Source organism: Kitasatospora sp. NPDC054795 (genome assembly GCF_053611565.1).
Genome location: NZ_JBSHAP010000027.1, coordinates 20,530 through 35,971, shown reverse-complemented (window position 1 = coordinate 35,971; position 15,442 = coordinate 20,530). Strand labels below are relative to the sequence as shown.

Here is a 15,442-nt window from a genome sequence, read left to right as displayed (position 1 = left end):
GGCATCTCCTTGCGGAAGCAGGGTCCGGTCTGACGGTGGGTGCTGTCAGCAGGACGATTGCGGAGTCGTTACGACCAGAGCCTAACCGCCCGGGCTCCCGGGGCCACGTCCGCCTCGGTCCCGTCTCAGCGTGTGGCCCCACTACCCACCGGTAGTTCACCTGCTTGTCCCAGCTTGTCCCACCGGAGCGGGCGAATGCGGACGAAGGGGACCGGTAGGACCGGTCCCCTTCGGACGGCGGGCCGGGGCGGCGTCGGCGCCGGGTGCGGCGGGCGGGCCGGCGGCCGGCGGGCCGGCGTCGAGCGGGCCGGCTCAGCCGAGGTGCAGCACCTGGCCGGGCATGATCAGGTTCGGGTCGCCGCCGACCGTGCCGTGGTTCTGCTCGTACAGCGCGTGCCAGCCGCCGGACACGCCCTGGGCGGCGGCGATGGTCGACAGGGTGTCACCGGCGCGGACGGTGTAGTCGTGGCCGGCGGCCTGCGGGGCCGACTGCGCGGCCTGCGGGGCGTACTGCGGCTGGGCGGCGGCCTGGCCGGCGTACTGCTGGTAGACGCTCTGGTGGCTGGTCCAGTACCAGGCGCCGTTGCTCTGGTACCAGTACACCTTGGCGTCGGCGTCCCAGCCGGCCTTGCCGGAGAAGCCCGGGGTCTGCGGCTGCGCCTGCTGCTGCGGGGCGGCCTGCTGGGCCGGCTGCGCGGCGGGCTTCGGGGCCTGCTTCTGGGCGGCGGGCTGCTGCGCGACCGGCTTCTCGGCCGGCTTGGCGGAGGCCTTCGGGGTCTGCTGCTTGGGGGCGGACTGCGGCTTGGCGTCCGAGGAGGTGTCGACCGCGGCCGGGGCGCCGCCCTTGGTCAGACCGGCCTTCTGGGAGCAGACCGGCCAGGCGCCCGGGCCCTGCGAGGCCAGCACCTTCTCGGCGACCGAGATCTGCTGGGCCTTGCTGGCCTGGTTGGCCTGCGGCGCGTAGGCGGTGCCGCCGTACGCCTTCCAGGTGCTGGAGGTGAACTGGAGGCCGCCGTAGAAGCCGTTGCCGGTGTTGATGCTCCAGTTGCCACCGGCCTCGCACTGGGCGACGGCGTCCCAGGTGGAGGCGGGGGCGGCGGAGGCGCCGGTGGCGGTGAGGAGCGGCATCGCGAGTCCGACGCCGGCCACACCGGCGACGGCGATGGCCTTCTCGGCCTGGGTGCGACGACGGTGACGGCCAGTTCCAACGAACAGCATGAAGAGGTCCCTCTCCGCACGCCTGCGAGGTGAGCTGTCGGGTTCGGACCGGGAGGTGGCCCGGCCGCCGTATGCGGAAACGATTCCGCTCGGGCGGCTTCACCCCAAGCCGTGGGGAGACGGCAACAAACCTGGTTCCCCCGCCCCTGCCCAGGGTTCTGGTCGGTTTCCCGTGACGCGGCGGGCAGGACTCGGCGTTCCGCGTACGAGGTCCGCAGCTGCGAACTCCAGGGAGAGTAGACAGATCATCAGACCAATCACAAGCTCATATCGTCGATATCACACAATAATTACGGCGCGTGTTCGATCGCCTACCAACGGCGGTGTTATGTCCGGATTGATGGGTGTTCACACCCCCGTCGGCAGGTGGTTCACGACGTCCCGTCAGTGCGATCTCAGCACGTCGGAGGCGTGGCGGGAGTGTTCGGAGAGGCCTGCGGAGAAGCCTGCGAAGGAGCGCGCGGAGGAGTCTGCGGAGAGGCGTGCGGGGAGCGGCTCTCCGGACTGAATTCCACCGGCAGTTCGCGCAGCCCACGCATGATCAGACCACCACGCCACCGCAGGTCGTCCGCGTTTTCCGCGAGCCGGAGATCGGGCAGCCGGGAAAGCAGCGTGGTCAGCGCGGCACGGCCCTCCAAGCGGGCGAGCGGAGCGCCGATGCAGTAGTGGATGCCGTGCCCGAAGCCCAGGTGGGGGTTGTCCGTCCGGGCCAGGTCCAGGGTGTTCTCGGCCGCGAACCGGGCCGGGTCGCGGTCCGCCGCGGCGAGCACCACCAGCACCGGGTCGCCGACCGGGATGTCCACCCCGCCGATGGCCAGCGGACGGGTCGCGAACCGCCAGGTCGCCATCTCCACCGGCCCGTCGTAGCGCAGGAGTTCCTCGATCCCGGTCTCCAGCAGCGCGCTCTCCCCGCGGGCCACCGACTCCTGCAGCAACCGGCGCTGCTCCGGATTGCGCAGCAGGGCGTACGTGCCGTTGCCGATCAGGTTCACGGTAGTCTCGAAACCCGCGAACAGGAGGATGAAGGCCATCGCCGCGGCCTCGTTCTCGGTCAGGTGCTCGCCATGGTCACTGGCCCGGATCAGGCCCGAGATCAGGTCGTCCCCGAGGTCCGCGCGCTTGCGGTGGATCAGCTCCAGCAGGTACGCCCGCATCCGCTTCACCGCCCGCCCCACGCCGCCGCGCTGGCCGCCGCCGTGGCCCGGCTTCGTGTGGCGCACCATCATCCCGGCCCAGTCCCGGAAGTCGTCCTGGTCCTCGGCCGGCACGCCCAGCAGGTCGCAGATCGCGTAGATGGGGAGCGGGAAGGCGAACTCGTGGATCAGGTCCGCCGAACCGCGCTGCGCGAAGCCGTCGATCAGCCGGTCGGTGAGCTGCTGCACCCGCGGCTCGAACTCGGCCACCCGGCGCGGGGTGAACGCCTTCGACACCAGCCTGCGCAGCCGGGTGTGGTCCGGCGGGTCGATGTTCAGCAGGTGGGTCATCAGGTCCGCCTGCCGCTCCCCCGGGATGCCCACCCGGCCGGTGCGGTGCGCCTGCTCGCTGTGGTGCGCCGGGTTCTTCGACAGCCGGCTGTCCGCGAGCGCCTGCCGGGCGTCCGCGTACCGGGTCACCAGCCAGGCCTCCACCCCGCTCGGCAGCGTGGTGCGGTGCACCGGGGCGTGCTCGCGCAGCCAGGCGTAGGCGGGGTACGGGTCGGAGGCGAACTCCCAGGTGAACAGCTGCGGGGCGGTGGCGTCGGACGGCGTGGCGGCGGGCCGGGCGGAGTCGGGCTGAGCTGGCATGGACCGACCGTATCCGGTGCGACGGGCACGCCCCGCTCCGGCGGGCCGCCGCTCCTCCCGCCGACGGTCCGCGGCCGTCCTGCCGATGCTCCGTGGACGGCCCATGGACGGTTCATGGACGGCCCGTTGACTGTCCGCGGACGGTCAATGGACAGCTCTTGGCCGACTCTTGGCCGCGGTGCGGGCGTGAGCCTGGTCACCTGCGGGGTAATCCCTGTTGCGGAGGGTCAGGACGTGCCTACGATCCTCCGCAGTACGCGTGGGCGCCGGTGCGGTGTCGTCCACAGGGAGGAGCAGGCCATGCGGGTCAGCGGGTCAGTCGTCGTCATCGCGGTCCTCGACGGCGGTTCGGGCGCGGGACTCGCCCGCCGGTTCGCCGCGGCCGGCGCCTCCGGAATGCTCATCGCCGACCAGTACGTCGGCATCGCCGAGGACCTCGCCGCCGAACTCGACCGGCCGGGCTGCCCCGTCGTCGGCGTCTGCGGCGACATCCGCCGCCCCAGCGACGTCGCCGCCCTGGTCGACACCGCCGAGAAGCACCTCGGGCCGATCGACCTGTTCGCGGTGGCCGGCCCGGACGGCGAGCGGGTCATCTCGCTGGCCGAGCTGCCCGACCACCTCGACCTGGAGCGGCTCGCCGAACTCGTCGTCCTCGTCGGCGAGGCCATCGGCGAACTCGTCCCGCCGCAGCGGCGCCCGGAGCACACCGCCACGGCGGCCTGAGCGCCTACTTCCCGTCGGGCTCCCCGGCCGGGTCCCCGTCGGGCTCTCCGTCGGGCTCTCCGGTCGGCTTGAGGCCTTCGGCCGCGCGCACCGCGTCCCGGTAACCGCGCGCGGCCGACCGCAGCGCCGCGTCCACGTCCACCCCGGCGTCGTGCGCCCGCTGCGCCACCGCGAGCAGCAGCCGGCCCGCCGAGTCGGCGGTCAGCTCGACCGGCAGCTCGTACGACTCGTCCGGCACCCCCGTGAAGCCCGCCCGGCGCACCCGGGACACCAGCTTCGCCGCGTACGCCAGCGCGGGCAGCCCGGCCGGCACACCGTCCAGCACCGACTCGCGGTCCGCCTTCTCGGCCGCCTTCAGCTGCTCCCAGTTCGCCTCCACCTCGGCGGCGCCGCCGGCCTCGACATCCCCGAACACGTGCGGGTGCCGGTACATCAGCTTCTCGACGATGTCCCCGGCCACGTCGTCGACGGTGAACGGCTCGGTCGGGTGCTCCTCGGCGATCCGGGAGTGGAAGAACACCTGCAGCAGGACGTCGCCCAACTCCTCGCGCAGCGCCTCCCGATCCCCCTCCTCGATCGCCTCGACCAGCTCGTACGCCTCCTCGACCAGGTACTTCACCAGGCTCTCGTGCGTCTGCTCGGCGTCCCAGGGGCAGCCGCCCGGGGAGCGCAGCCGGTCCATCACCGTCACCAGGTCCAGCAGCCGCGACCCCGGCAGGTCGTACGAGCCGGGCAGCACCTCGATCTCCGGCACCTCGCCGGCGTGCTCCACCGCCAGCCTCGCCAGCGCGTCGGTCAGCCCCGGATCCCCGTCCGGACTCCCCAGCCACACCGTCGGCCCGGCCCCGGCGGGCTGCCCGGTCAGCAGCCGCGCCAACGCGGGCGCCGACCCGGCCGGCACGACCTCCACCACCACCCCGGCCTGCCGCACCGCCGCCACCTGCGGATGCCGCTCGTCCCCCACCAGCACCCGCCCCGCCGACCGCAACGCCTCCCACGCCGGCCACACCAGCAGGCCGGGAGCCACCCGGTGGGTGGTGGTCAGCAGGATCAGCTTCGCGCCCGGAGTCTTCGTCGGCACAGCATTCGTCGTCACCCCCCGAACCTACCCCCGCACCCCCACCCCGCCCGCCCGTTCCCCGCCCCGGGCTCCCTTCCCGGGGCATGGACCCCACTCGCCCGCGCAAGCGCCGGAAGTCGGCCCAGCCGACTTCCTACGCCGCCGCGCGACCGCTCAAGCCCCGCCCCCCTGCGCTCACCGCAGCCACCACGGCCCGCCGACTCCCCGCCCCGGAGTGCCGGCCGGGCCCCGTTCCGGTCCAACGCGGGAAGTCGGCCGGGCCCCATCCCGCTCCGAAAAGTCAACACGCGGGCCGGGATGAGGGCCGGTGGAGAAGCCGTGCGTCCCGGGACGGTCCGGGGCTCCAGGCGGGCTGGAGCCGCTGGGGAATCTCCGAAGAGGGCACGACGGCACGCCCGGGCCGGTACGGCGCCGCCGCTGATGCGCCGGGGCCAGGGCTTTCCAGTGGCCCGGCCCGCGAGGATCGAGGCCGATGCACAGGGCGGCAGCCCAACCCCACCGGCGGCGCCCGGAGCCGACACCCAGGACCACAACCGCACAGTCGGCACCGACGACACCGGAAGGCGCGACACCGGGAGCCGGGGCCGGGGCCGGGGCCGGGGCCGCACAGCATCCCCACCGGCGGCGCCGGGAGGCGCAACGGTCCGCGACCGGGGTGGTGGGGTCAGTGCGGCGGTGCCGGGGGCCAGGGGGTGGAGGTGGGGGTGAGGGTGGAGAGGGACTGGCGGAGGCGGCGGACGGTGGGGTGGTGGGGGCCGTCGCGGCGTTCGCGGTCGAGGAGGAGGGGGAGCAGCCACTGCCAGGCGTTCTGGGGGTCGCCGGTGGCGGCGAGGTGGAGGCCGATGCGTTCGCGGAGGTCGTAGGCGCGCTCGGGGTCGGTGTCGAGGCCGGATTCGAGGCGGGCGGTGTGGGCGGTGAGGAGGGCCCGGTACTCGGTGAGGGCCTCGGCGCCGTGGCCGAGCCGGTCGAGGCAGATGGCGGCGCGGTAGCGGTGGTCGAGGCCCTGGGGGCCGTGCGGGCCGCCGTCGGCGGTGGCGGCGAGGCGGCGGTACTCGGGGAGGGCCTGCTGGGGGTGGCCCTCGTGCAGGAGGGTGCGGGCGTAGATGGTGCGGATGGTGCGCACCAGGGGTGCGGCGGCGCCGAGTTCGGCCTCGGCCCGGGGCAGCAGGCGGGCGGCGACGCCGAGCACCTCGGTGTGGCGTCCGGCGTCGACCAGGTCGGAGAGCCGGGCGCACTCGGCGCCGAGGTCGGATTCCGCGGGGACGGGCGGAGGTGTCGCGGGGGCGGGTGGCATGAGGAAGGGCCGTGACTCGGAGCGGACCACGGGCGCCGGGGCGGCCGCCGCGGCCGTCGGCTGCGGCTGGTGCGGGTAGCGGAAGGGGCGGGCCGGGTCCGGCAGCGGGGTGTAGCGGGGCTGCGGGGCGCCGTCGGCCGTGGGCAGCAGCGGGAGCAGCCGCGCGTACACGCTCCGGGCGTCGGCGGGGCGGTCGGCGGGCCGCTTGGCGAGCAGGTCGAGCACCAGCTGTTCCAGCGGCTGCGGCACGTCGGGGCGCAACTCCCGCAGCGGGACGGGTGGTTCGTCGACGTGTCGGCGCAGGACGCCGAGTGCGGTGGGGGCCCGGAACGGCTCCTCGCCGGCGAGCATCTCGTGCAGCAGGCAGCCGAGCGCGTAGAGGTCGCTGCGCGGGTCGGTGGTGGCGGCGAGGGCCTGTTCGGGGGCCATGTAGGAGGGGCTGCCGACGGGCACGCCGGTGAGGGTCAGCCGGGTGGTCTCGGTGTCGAGGGCGGTGGCGATGCCGAGGTCGAGCAGGACGGTGCGGCCGTCCTCGCGGACCATGACGTTGCTCGGCTTGAGGTCGCGGTGGACCACCGGGATGGCGTGGACGACGGCCAGCGCGGTGCACAGCTGGGCGGCGACGGCCGCCGCGCGTTCGATCGGGAAGGGCGCGTCCTCGGCGATGAGGTCGGCCAGGCTGACCCCGGGGATGCGCTGCATGACGAGGTAGAGCTCGCCCTCGTCCTCGCCCGCGTCGAAGACGGTGACCAGCCCGGGGTGGTCGAGCGCGGCCGTGATCCGGCACTCGCGCAGGAAGCGGCGGCTCAACTCGTCGCTGTGGCGGGCCCGTTCGCCTCCGGAGCGGGTCCCGCCGGGGAGCAGGTGCTCGGGGCGGAGCAGTTTGACCGCGACCGGGCGGTGCAGTCGTTCGTCCTGGCCGGCCCAGACCTGGCCCATGCCGCCGTGGCCGATCTTCTCGGTGAGCCGGTAGCGGCCGGCGATCAGCCGGGCGGCGGTCACGGCCGGTCCTCGCGGGCCTGGCGGCGCAGCAACTCGCCCAGCTCGCGCAGGTCGTGGGCGGTTTCGGGGGCGGGGGCCGAGGGGGCGGAGGCAGCGGTCGCGGTCGGCGCGACGGGAGCGGGCACGGGAGCGTGAGCGGGCGCGGCGGCCTGCGCGGGCGCCCCGTACCCGGGCACGGTGGCCCCGTACGGCGAGACGTTCGGCACCGCGTACGGCGAGAGGACCTGCGGAGCGGTGCGCGGCACGGCCTGCGGCGCCGGAGGCCCGGCCAGCCAGACCGCGCGGCTGTCCATCACCAGGAAGTGAGCCGTCGGCAGGAGCCACAGCACGGCCAGCGTGATCTGGCCGGTGGTGTCGGCGGTCGGGTTCTTCAGGGTGCCCGCGACCCCGGCCGAGACGATCATGGCGAGCAGCAGCGCGCAGAACACCGCCGCGCCGAGGATGTCGTACGCCCGTCGGCGCCGGACCGCCAGCAGCAGCGAGGGGACGACCCCGAGCAGGCCGAAGGTGACCAGCGGGGCCAGCGCGCACAGCACCCGCACAACCACCCCGAACCGTCCGGGGATGGGGGCCGGCCCGGCCACTCCCCCCGGTGCGGGCGGGCCCGGCACCGGGCCCGGCGCGTACCCCTGCCCGGGCCCCGGCCCGTACGGCGCCCCGCCGGGCGGCGGTCCGAACTGCCCGGGGTACTGCCCTGACATGCGCGCTCCTGAGCTGGTGAGGACCGGCACCGAGGGCGGTGCGACCGGTTCCGCACACCGTACCGCCCTGCCCGGCCGCTCCGGAGGGCTTCCGTCCGCCCGCTGCCGCATCGGTATCCCGCCGGTACCGCGCCGCTACTGAGCCGGGGTCACCTGCGGGCGCGCGTCGCGGGTCCTGCCGGATCGGTCCCCCGCGGACCCGGCCCCGGCCCGCGGAGCGGGTGTCAGTCCGGCGGCGCCAGGGTGCCGGTCGCCAGGGCGTCGGTGGCGGCCTGGGCGAGGCTGCGGCCGAGGGCGGCGGCCTGGGCGAGGGCGGTGTCGAAGGCGGCGAGGCGGGCGAAGGCGGCGCCGAGGCGCTGCTGGGCGGGGAGCGGGAGGCGGGGCAGTTCGACCCGGCGGATGTCGAGCCGGGCGGTGGTGGTGGCGTGGCTGGCGGCGCGCCGGGTGCCGGCGGTGGAGCGGAACTGGCCGGCCAGGAACTCGGGGTCGAGGGCGGCCGGGTCGGGCCGCAGGAGGTGGAGCTGGCGGCCGAGGGCGGCGCCGACCAGCGGGCCCTCGGCGGGGACGACCCGGGCGGTGCCGCCGCCGAGGGCGGGGACCAGGACGTCGCCGGGGCGGGTGCGGACGTCCCCGGCCGGGCCGGGGCCTGCGGCCAGGACGGCGCTGGGCGCGGCGCCGGTGGCGAGGTCCTGGTCGGTGACGACGGGGGTGCCGCCCGAACCCGCCCCGGCCGGCCGGGTGGCGGCGCCGGTGCCGGAGGAGTGCACCTCCAGCGCGCCGCCGCGGACCAGCTCGCCGATGGTGACCACCCCGACGGGAGCCGTACCGGACGCCGCGCCGGCCACCCCGCCGGACGCGGCACCTGACGCGGCGCCGGACACGGCGCCGGGCCGCGGAAGCAGCGCGACCGGGTCGGGCAGGCCGGCCAGCAGCTCGGCCAGCCGGCCGCCGAGGTGGGAGAGTTCGGCCGCGCCGCCGAGCGGGGCGGCGGGTGGGACATGCCTGGCCGGGGAGAGGTCGGTCTCGTCGTCGAGCAGGTCGATGGCGGCCATCGCCCGGTGGACGCCGGGACGGTCGGCGGGGACCGGCAGGCCATCGCGCGCGGCGAGGTCGAAGCCGCGCCAGGCCTCCAGGACGGTGCGGCGCAGCTCGGTCCAGTCGACCTTGTCCCGGCCGCCCTCGGCGGCCTGCGTCCCGGCGGCCCCGCCCGGACCGGCGAGCGCCGTCCCGGCGTCGAGCATCAGCACCTGGCGGAAGTCGTCGCCCGGCCGGGGTGCGCGCAGCACCCACAGGTGCAGCGGGACGCCGTACGGCGGGGCGGCGCCGGCCGGCAGCGCGATGACGGCCCGCAGCGCGCCGGAGCGGAGCAGTTCGGCCCGGATGCGGCGGCCGGCCCGGCGGGCGGCGACGGTCGGCGGGAGCAGCAGGGCGGCGAGTCCGCCGGGGCGGGTGTGCGCCAGGCAGTGCAGCACCCAGGCGAGTTCGGACTCGCCGCGCGGCGGGACGAGCCCGCCGGGCCAGCGGGTGTCGAACTGCAGCTCGTCGTGGCCCCAGTCGCGCTCGTTGTACGGGGGCTGGCAGAGCACGGCCTCGAAGGTGTCGCCGGGGAAGCCGTCGGCGCGCAGGGCGTCGTCGGCCCGCAGGTCGAGCGGGAGCGGACCGGGCTCGTCGGCGGGGGTGTGCAGGGCGATCCGGAGCCGGGCGAGGGCGGCGGTGACCGGGTCGGCGTCCTGGCCGTAGCGGCCGGTGGTCGGCGGGTGGGCGAGCAGGACGGAGCCGAGGCCGACGGCCGGGTCGAGCACGGTGGCGGGGACGCCGGCGACGGCGGCGAGCAGTTCGGCGGCCTCCGGCGGGGTGGGGCTGAGCTGCCGGGTGTTGGCCTCGGCGTACCGGGTGAGCAGCTGCTCGTACGCGCCGACCGGGCCCGCCTGCGCGGCGAGTTCGGCGAGCAGCCGGGCGAGGTCCAGCTGGGTGCTGCCGAGCAGGCCCGGGAGGCCGAGGGTGCGGGCGCCGTCGGGGCCGAAGGCGTGCACGGCGGCGCCGGTGACGGCCCGGGGCAGCGCGAGGGCGAGCCGGGTGTCGTGCCGGTCGGCGAGCCCGGCCCACTGCGCGGGCTCGCGGTGCAGCAGCAGGAGCAGGGCGCCGGCCTCGACCAGCGGGGCGGCGGGGTGGCCGGCCGGGTCGCGGAGGGTGTCGACGAGCTGCCAGACCCGCTCCAGCAGCGGGAGTTCGGCGATCTTGCCCTGGGCGCGCAGCCAGGACTCGACCTCGGCGAGCGCGAAGGCCGGGCTGGCGTCGGTGCCGCCGATCGGGCGCGGGAAGTCGGGGTGGCGGCGGCGCCAGTTGCTGACCGCGGCCCGGCCGACGCCGGCCAGCCGAGCGATCTCGGCGGCGGTCACTTCGGGACGGTCCGGCACGGGGGCTCCTTCGGTGGGGGCTGCGACCGCACAGCCGGGGCGGGGGTGGGGGCTGTGACCGCACAGCATAGCGACGCACCCTTCGATCACAGTTCACATGTGAACAGAGCTCTTTCGTGAAATCGCATTGACATGGTTCACGGCCGAGTGGTGTGATCTCTCCGTCGCCACCGAACGGGGCGGCACAGGGAAGACCACCGATCACCGGGAGACACCCATGTCCGCGAACGCCCGCCGCACCGCCGTCCGCCGCGCCACCGCCCGGCGCGGCGCCACCCGCCGCACCGCCGTCCTGCTGCTGGGCGCCGCGCTGGTCACCCTGAGCGCGACGGCGTGCAACTCCACCGGCGGCGCCTCCGTCTCGACGGAGGCGAAGCAGACCGCGGCCGCCACCGGCTCCGAGGCCGCCAAGCCCGCCGGGGACAAGCCCGCCGACACCGGCAAGGCGCCCGCCAAGCTCGGCGACACCATCGCGCTCAAGGGCAACGACCCGGCCGACACCGCCGACGTGACGCTGGTGAAGGTGGTCGACAACGCCGAGGGCGAGGACGAGTTCACCCACCCGGCCGACGGCAAGCGCTTCGTCTCGGTCCAGTTCCGGATCAAGGCGAGCGGCAAGAAGGCCTACAGCGACGTCCCGGGCAACAGCGCCAAGGTGGTGGACGCCCAGGGCCAGGCCTTCGGCAGCACGATCGCGGACACCAAGGCCGGCCCGGGCTTCCAGGTCCCCGCCAACATCGCACCCGGCGAGAGCGCCCTCGGCTTCGTCACCTTCGAGGTCCCGAAGGACGCCAAGCTCGACAAGGCCCAGTTCGGCCTCGACAGCGGCTTCGCCCCGCAGACCGGCCAGTGGAAGCTCGGCTGACGCAGCTGTTCACAGCCGGACGGCCGCCGCACCACGTCAACCACGGCCGGCGCCCGTCCACACGAAACGGCGGCCCCGGGGCAGAGCCCGAGACCGCCGTGAACCACCTGGAGGGCGGAGGCCCTCCGGATGCCTACTTCTTCGCCCCCGCCAGGTCGTCGAACATGGCCGACAGGAACTCGGTGCACCAGCCCAGCAGTTCCCGACCGACCAGCGGCTTGCCGCCGATCCGCCCGGTGCTCGGGCGCGGCACCATCAGCTGCTGGGCCGCCGCCTTCACCTGGCTGCGCGGGTAGAGCCGGTTCAGCCGCAGCTGCTGGGACTCCCGCAGCTCCACCGGCCCGAAGCGGACGTTGGAGCCCTGGAGGGTGATGTCCGAGATCCCGCACCGCCGGGCGTACAGCCGCAGCGCCGCGACCAGCAGCAGGTTCTCCACCGGCTCGGGCAGCTTGCCGTAGCGGTCCACCAGCTCGTCCCGGACCTGCTGGATGTCCTCCTCCGAGTTGACCGCGGCGATCGAGCGGTACGCCTGCAGCCGCAGCCGCTCGCCGGGTGCGTAGTCGTGCGGCACGTGGGCGTCGACCGGCAGCTCGATCTTCACCTCCAGCGGCTCCTCCTCCGGCTCCCCGCCGCCCGCCAGCGACTCGCGGAACTCCGCCACCGCCTCGCCGACCATCCGCATGTAGAGGTCGAAGCCGACGCCCGCGATGTGCCCGGACTGCTCGCCGCCGAGCAGGTTGCCCGCGCCGCGGATCTCCAGGTCCTTCATCGCGACGTACATGCCGGCGCCCATCTCGGTGTGCTGGGCGATGGTGGCCAGCCGCTCGTGCGCGGTCTCGGTGAGCGGCTTCTCCGGCGGGTACAGCATGTACGCGTAGCCGCGCTCGCGGCCTCGCCCGACCCGGCCGCGCAGCTGGTGCAGCTGGGAGAGGCCGAAGGTGTCGCCGCGCTCCACGATCAGGGTGTTGGCGTTGGAGATGTCGATGCCGGACTCCACGATCGTGGTCGACACCAGGACGTCGAACTCCTTCTCCCAGAAGTCGACGACGACCTTCTCCAGCTGGTTCTCCCCCATCTGCCCGTGCGCGGTGGCGATCCGCGCCTCGGGCACCAGGTCCTTCAGCCGGGCGGCCGCCTTGTCGATCGACTCCACCCGGTTGTGGATGTAGAACACCTGGCCCTCGCGCAGGAGTTCACGCCGGATCGCGGCCGAGATCTGCTTCTCGTCGTACGGCCCGACGAAGGTCAGCACCGGGTGCCGCTCCTCCGGCGGGGTGGTGATGGTGGACATCTCGCGGATGCCGGTGACCGCCATCTCCAGGGTGCGCGGGATCGGGGTCGCGGACATGGTGAGCACGTCCACGTTGGCGCGCAGCTTCTTCAGCTGCTCCTTGTGCTCGACGCCGAAGCGCTGCTCCTCGTCGACGATGACCAGGCCGAGGTCCTTGAACCTGGTCTCGGAGGAGAACAGCCGGTGGGTGCCGATGACGACGTCCACCGAGCCCTCGAACAGCCCCTCCAGCACGGCCTTGGCCTCGGTGTCGGTCTGGAAGCGGGACAGCGCCTTCACGTTCACCGGGAAGTTCGCGTAGCGCTCGGCGAAGGTCGAGAAGTGCTGCTGCACCAGCAGCGTGGTCGGCACCAGGACCGCCACCTGCTTGCCGTCCTGCACGGCCTTGAACGCGGCGCGCACGGCGATCTCGGTCTTGCCGTAGCCGACGTCGCCGCAGATCAGCCGGTCCATCGGGACGGACTTCTCCATGTCCGACTTGACCTCGGCGATGGTGGTCAGCTGGTCCGGCGTCTCCGCGTACGGGAAGGCGTCCTCCAGCTCCCGCTGCCACGGGGTGTCCGGGCCGAAGGTGTGGCCGGGGGCGGCCATCCGCGCCGAGTACAGCTTGATCAGGTCGGCGGCGATCTCCTTGACCGCCTTCTTGGCCCGCTGCTTGGTCTTCGCCCAGTCCGCACCGCCGAGCCGGTGCAGCGTCGGGGCCTCGCCACCGACGTACTTGGTGACCTGGTCGAGCTGGTCGGTCGGCACGAACAGCCGGTCGCCGGGGTGGCCGCGCTTGGCCGGGGCGTACTCCAGCACCAGGTACTCGCGGGTGGCGCCCTGGACGGTGCGCTGCACCATCTCGACGTACTTGCCGACACCGTGCGCCTCGTGGACGACGTAGTCGCCGGCCACCAGCGCCAGCGGGTCGATCGCGTTGCGGCGGCGCGAGGGCATCCGGCGCATGTCCTTGGTGGAGGACTTCTGGCCGGACAGGTCGGTCTCGGTGATGACCGTGAGCTTCAGGTTCTCGTCGACGAAGCCGTGCTCGATCGAGCCGCAGGAGACGTGGACGACGTCCCGGGTGGGCGCCTCGGCGAGGTCGGCGACCAGGCGGGCCGGGATGCCCTCGTTGCCCAGCACCTCGGCGAGCCGGGAGGCCGGGCCGTGGCCCTCGGTCACCATGACGACCCGCCAGTCGGCGGCCAGCCTCTCCTTGGCGTCGGCGATCGCCCGGGCGGTGTCGCCCCGGTAGGCCTCGACGGCGTGCATGCCGAGGGTCAGCGTGTTGGCATCTCCGTGCCAATCAGCGCCTCCGTCGCGGGCCAGGATGCCGTCGACGGTCGACTCGCTGGTCGCGAACGGGCTGACGGACCACCAGGGCAGCCCGATCTCGGCGGCGTGCTCGCGCACCTCGGCGAGCGAGCGCAGCGAGGCGGCGGAGACGTCGATGGTCTCCAGGTCGATCGGACGGTCCCCGCCGGCCGCGGCCGCGACCCAGGAGGCGTGCAGGAACTCCTGGCTGGTCGCCACCAGGTCGGCGGCCCGGGTGCGGACCCGCTCGGGGTCGCAGACCACCGCGACCGAACCGAGCGGCAGCACGTCGACCAGCAGCTCCATGTCGTCCACCAGCACCGGCGCCAGCGACTCCATGCCCTCGACCGCGATGCCCTCGGCGATCCTGTCCAGGATCTCGGCCAGCCCGGGGTGCTCGGCGGACAGCTCGGCGGCCCGGGCCCGCACCTCCTCGGTGAGCAGCAGCTCGCGGCAGGGCGGCGCCCACAGGCCGTGCTCGGCGATCTCCAGCGAGCGCTGGTCGGCGACCTTGAAGTAGCGGACCTCCTCGACCTCGTCGCCCCAGAACTCCACCCGCAGCGGGTGCTCCTCGGTCGGCGGGAAGACGTCCAGGATGCCGCCGCGGACGGCGAACTCGCCGCGCTTCTCGACCAGTTCGACGCGCGCGTAGGCGGCGGCGGAGAGCCGGCGGGCCACCTCCCCCAGGTCGTACGACTCACCGCGCCGGACGGCCACCGGTTCCAGCTCGGCCAGCCCCTTGACCTGCGGCTGGAGCACCGAGCGGACCGGGGCGACCACCACCTGGACCGGCCCGGCCGCCGGGTCGTCCGCCCGCGGGTGCACGATCCGGCGCAGGACGGCCAGCCGGCGCCCGACGGTGTCCGAGCGGGGCGACAGCCGTTCGTGCGGCAGGGTCTCCCAGGCCGGGAACTCGGCGACGGCGTCGACGGGCAGCAGGGAGCGCAGCGAGGCCGCGAGGTCCTCGGCCTCCCGGCCGGTCGCGGTGACGGCGAGCACCGGGCGGCCCCGGTCCCCGGCGGCCTGCCCGGCGAGCGCGCGGGCCAGCGCGGCGATGGCGAACGGCCGGGCGGCGGGCGGTCCGACCAGGTCCAGGTGGCGGCGTCCACCGGCCGCGGCTCCGGGGGCGGTGGCCGCCTCGATCGCCTCGGCGAGCGCCGCGTCCCGCGCGACGACATCGAGCAGTCCGGTCAGGCTCATCTGGGGTCTCTTCTTCGTCCCGTGGCTGATGCTGCCCCGGGGCGGCGAAGGCCCGCCGGGGCAACGCGAACGGCCCGGCACGCCGAGCGGCCGGGGGTCTCCAGCCTACGCCGCGGCAGGGACGCGCACGCGGTCCACGGCTTCGGCGAGGCCGGACCGGGGCCGCGCCGGACCCGCGCCGGGGCCGGAAGGGGTCGAAAGGGGGCGATAGGGGTCGGCAGGGAATCCGGAGTACCGGGCATCCGCGCGGCCGCCCGCACAGGTTGTCAGGAACACGTCCGAGAACGAACGACTGGACGGAACACCGGACCGGCCGGTGGACGAACCAACCGGGAGCCGTCCCGAACGGGGCACGGCTATCCGCCACGAACTGGACATACTCCTGTCACTGGCCGTCCATGGAGATCGCGCACCATGGTGAACGTGCCCGCCGCACCCAACCGTGGGGGATGGCTGTGGGGGGCACTGTCGCACCCCCGATGGGGGTCGGAGGTGCGAGGCCGGGCGGCCCTGGGTGGGGGCGCCCGCCCAAGCGCCGGGAACCGTGGCGCCCTTTCCTGGAGGGCGCCA

The 15,442-nt window shown here is 74.7% G+C and carries 9 protein-coding genes and 1 riboswitch; of the genes, 2 read left to right on the top strand and 7 right to left on the bottom strand.

Annotated elements, in window-relative coordinates:
- Nucleotides 1-312 precede the first annotated feature (312 nt).
- Complete coding sequence (locus ACWGJO_RS12710) at nucleotides 313-1,218, bottom strand: LysM peptidoglycan-binding domain-containing protein (RefSeq protein ID WP_452183438.1); 906 nt, start codon at nucleotides 1,216-1,218, stop codon at nucleotides 313-315.
- 5 nt (nucleotides 1,219-1,223) lie between these two features.
- Nucleotides 1,224-1,392, bottom strand: a riboswitch (cyclic di-AMP (ydaO/yuaA leader).
- 221 nt (nucleotides 1,393-1,613) lie between these two features.
- The gene (locus tag ACWGJO_RS12705) at nucleotides 1,614-3,002 is read right to left on the bottom strand and encodes a cytochrome P450 family protein (RefSeq protein WP_452183437.1); all 1,389 of its coding nucleotides are present in this window, start codon (nucleotides 3,000-3,002) and stop codon (nucleotides 1,614-1,616) included.
- A 300-nt stretch (nucleotides 3,003-3,302) separates the two neighbouring features.
- Between ACWGJO_RS12705 and ACWGJO_RS12700 the strand changes: the two genes are divergently transcribed.
- Nucleotides 3,303-3,725 (top strand): SDR family NAD(P)-dependent oxidoreductase, encoded by a 423-nt coding sequence (locus ACWGJO_RS12700; RefSeq protein WP_452183436.1) that lies wholly within the window; start codon nucleotides 3,303-3,305, stop codon nucleotides 3,723-3,725.
- Nucleotides 3,726-3,729: 4 nt separating this feature from the next.
- Here ACWGJO_RS12700 and ACWGJO_RS12695 read toward each other — a convergent pair whose 3' ends face one another.
- From ACWGJO_RS12695 to ACWGJO_RS12680, 4 genes are all read right to left on the bottom strand, one after another.
- Nucleotides 3,730-4,821 carry a MazG family protein gene (locus ACWGJO_RS12695; RefSeq protein ID WP_452183435.1) on the bottom strand — a complete coding sequence of 364 codons (1,092 nt, stop codon included), beginning with the start codon at nucleotides 4,819-4,821 and terminating at the stop codon, nucleotides 3,730-3,732.
- Nucleotides 4,822-5,470: 649 nt separating this feature from the next.
- Complete coding sequence (locus ACWGJO_RS12690) at nucleotides 5,471-7,102, bottom strand: protein kinase domain-containing protein (protein ID WP_452183434.1); 1,632 nt, start codon at nucleotides 7,100-7,102, stop codon at nucleotides 5,471-5,473.
- Nucleotides 7,099-7,803, bottom strand: a complete 705-nt coding sequence (locus ACWGJO_RS12685) for a hypothetical protein (RefSeq protein WP_452183433.1) — start codon at nucleotides 7,801-7,803, stop codon at nucleotides 7,099-7,101. Before ACWGJO_RS12685 ends, ACWGJO_RS12690 begins: the two co-directional genes overlap by 4 nt.
- A 224-nt stretch (nucleotides 7,804-8,027) precedes the next feature.
- Nucleotides 8,028-10,220 carry an N-6 DNA methylase gene (locus ACWGJO_RS12680; protein ID WP_452183432.1) on the bottom strand — a complete coding sequence of 731 codons (2,193 nt, stop codon included), beginning with the start codon at nucleotides 10,218-10,220 and terminating at the stop codon, nucleotides 8,028-8,030.
- Between the two features lie 217 nt (nucleotides 10,221-10,437).
- Here ACWGJO_RS12680 and ACWGJO_RS12675 point away from each other — a divergent pair, with 217 nt between their 5' ends.
- Nucleotides 10,438-11,085, top strand: coding sequence for a DUF4352 domain-containing protein (locus ACWGJO_RS12675; protein ID WP_380539375.1), 648 nt, complete (start codon nucleotides 10,438-10,440; stop codon nucleotides 11,083-11,085).
- Nucleotides 11,086-11,218: 133 nt separating this feature from the next.
- On the opposite strand, the gene mfd is transcribed toward ACWGJO_RS12675, so the two are convergent.
- Nucleotides 11,219-14,872 (bottom strand): transcription-repair coupling factor, encoded by a 3,654-nt coding sequence (gene mfd, locus ACWGJO_RS12670; RefSeq protein ID WP_452183431.1) that lies wholly within the window; start codon nucleotides 14,870-14,872, stop codon nucleotides 11,219-11,221.
- Nucleotides 14,873-15,442: the final 570 nt, after the last annotated feature.

Bases quoted from the DNA above. Each gene is read 5' to 3' on its own strand.
- ACWGJO_RS12710 (WP_452183438.1), bottom strand. From the start codon at position 1,218: ATGCTGTTCGTTGGAACTGGCCGTCACCGTCGTCGCACCCAGGCCGAG.
- ACWGJO_RS12705 (WP_452183437.1), bottom strand. From the start codon at position 3,002: ATGCCAGCTCAGCCCGACTCCGCCCGGCCCGCCGCCACGCCGTCCGAC.
- ACWGJO_RS12700 (WP_452183436.1), top strand. From the start codon at position 3,303: ATGCGGGTCAGCGGGTCAGTCGTCGTCATCGCGGTCCTCGACGGCGGT.
- ACWGJO_RS12685 (WP_452183433.1), bottom strand. From the start codon at position 7,803: ATGTCAGGGCAGTACCCCGGGCAGTTCGGACCGCCGCCCGGCGGGGCG.
- ACWGJO_RS12675 (WP_380539375.1), top strand. From the start codon at position 10,438: ATGTCCGCGAACGCCCGCCGCACCGCCGTCCGCCGCGCCACCGCCCGG.
- mfd (WP_452183431.1), bottom strand. From the start codon at position 14,872: ATGAGCCTGACCGGACTGCTCGATGTCGTCGCGCGGGACGCGGCGCTC.